Consider the following 1,373-nt stretch of genomic DNA (forward strand, 5'->3'; position numbering starts at 1 on the left):
GCGCAACATGTATAACCGCCCCTTGCGCAAGAGGTTTTTTTGGGGGGAGCAATTTGGCGCGGTGTCGGGTGCTGACATGTATCCGGCCTCGTGATGCGGCCATTGTCATGCCGCGGGCCCGCATGGTGTTCGCGGGTCGGAACCAAATCAACGCCGCGTGCTCGAGGGCACTCTGTTGCGCTCTGGTTTTCCAACCCTGTCTCGCGACCGTTGCGCCAAGCTGCTCTCAGCCCTCCTCCGCTCCGACGACCTCGCGACCGCTGACGGACTTTACGTCGCCATGGCCGGAGCCCGATAGACCTCTCCGCTCTTCATCAACGCCCAGACGATCCGCGCCATCTTGTTGGCCAAGGCCACGCGCACCAGCATCGGCGGCTTGCGCTCCAGCATCCTTGCCAGCCAGGTGCCGGGGCGCGCTGACGTGTGGCAATGACGCTTGATGATGACGCTGTTGGCGCCGATGATTAGTAACCGACGTAGAGAGCGCTCGCCCATCTTCGTCGTGGCACCGAGCCGTTGCTTCCCGCCGGTCGAATGCTGCCTGGGCGTGAGGCCAAGCCATGCGGCGAAGTCTCGGCCCTTGCGAAACATGTCCGGTGGCGGGGCCAAAGTGGCTATGGCTGTAGCGATCAACGGGCCGATGCCAGGGATCGTCATCAGGCGCCGGGCGACAGCGCTCTCCCGGGCACGGCGGCCGATCTCCGCGTCCAGCGCCTCGATTTGCTCATCGAGCTGAGAAAGCGTTACAGTCAGGACCCTCAGGGAAGCCTGCGCCGTTGCGGGCAGTCCCGAGTCCTCGTCCGCGACAAGGGCAACAAGGCGACGTGCATTCGTCGCACCCTGTGGCACGACCCAGCCGTACTCGGTGAGGTGTCCGCGGAGCGCGTTGATGGCCTGAGTTCGCTGCCGGATGAGCAACTCTCGGACGCGGAAGACGCTGCTCGCCCCTTGGGTTTCCTCACTCTTCACGGGCACGAAGCGCATATTCGGTCTCTGCGCCGCCTCGCAGATCGCCTCGGCGTCAGCCGCATCATTTTTTTGCCGCTTGACGAAGGGCTTCACATAGGCGGGCGGGATGAGCCTGATGTCGTGACCGAGCTTGGACAGTTCCCGCCCCCAGAAATGCGCGCCGCCGCAGGCCTCCATCGCCACCAGGCTGGGCGGCAACTTGGCGAAGAACTCGATCACCTGAGCCCTTCTGAGCTTCTTGCGTAAGACAGCATTGCCTTTGCTGTCAGCGCCGTGGACCTGGAACACATTCTTCGCCAGATCCAGTCCGACCGTGATAATCTCCGACATGACCGCCTCCCAATTTGGATTGTTGCGATCCCACCATGGCACATCGATGCCGTCGGGGGGCGGTTACAGCATCA

The 1,373-nt window shown here is 63.2% G+C and carries 1 protein-coding gene; it reads right to left on the reverse strand.

Features of this window, described 5'->3' with window-relative positions:
- Positions 1-270: 270 nt before the first annotated feature.
- A complete protein-coding gene (locus tag IE126_RS25660; RefSeq protein ID WP_189381221.1) occupies positions 271-1,299 on the reverse strand; it encodes an IS110 family RNA-guided transposase in 1,029 nt (342 codons plus the stop codon).
- Positions 1,300-1,373: the final 74 nt, after the last annotated feature.

Origin of the sequence: Gemmobacter nanjingensis, from assembly GCF_014652195.1 — a bacterium.
GTDB lineage: Bacteria > Pseudomonadota > Alphaproteobacteria > Rhodobacterales > Rhodobacteraceae > Gemmobacter > Gemmobacter caeni.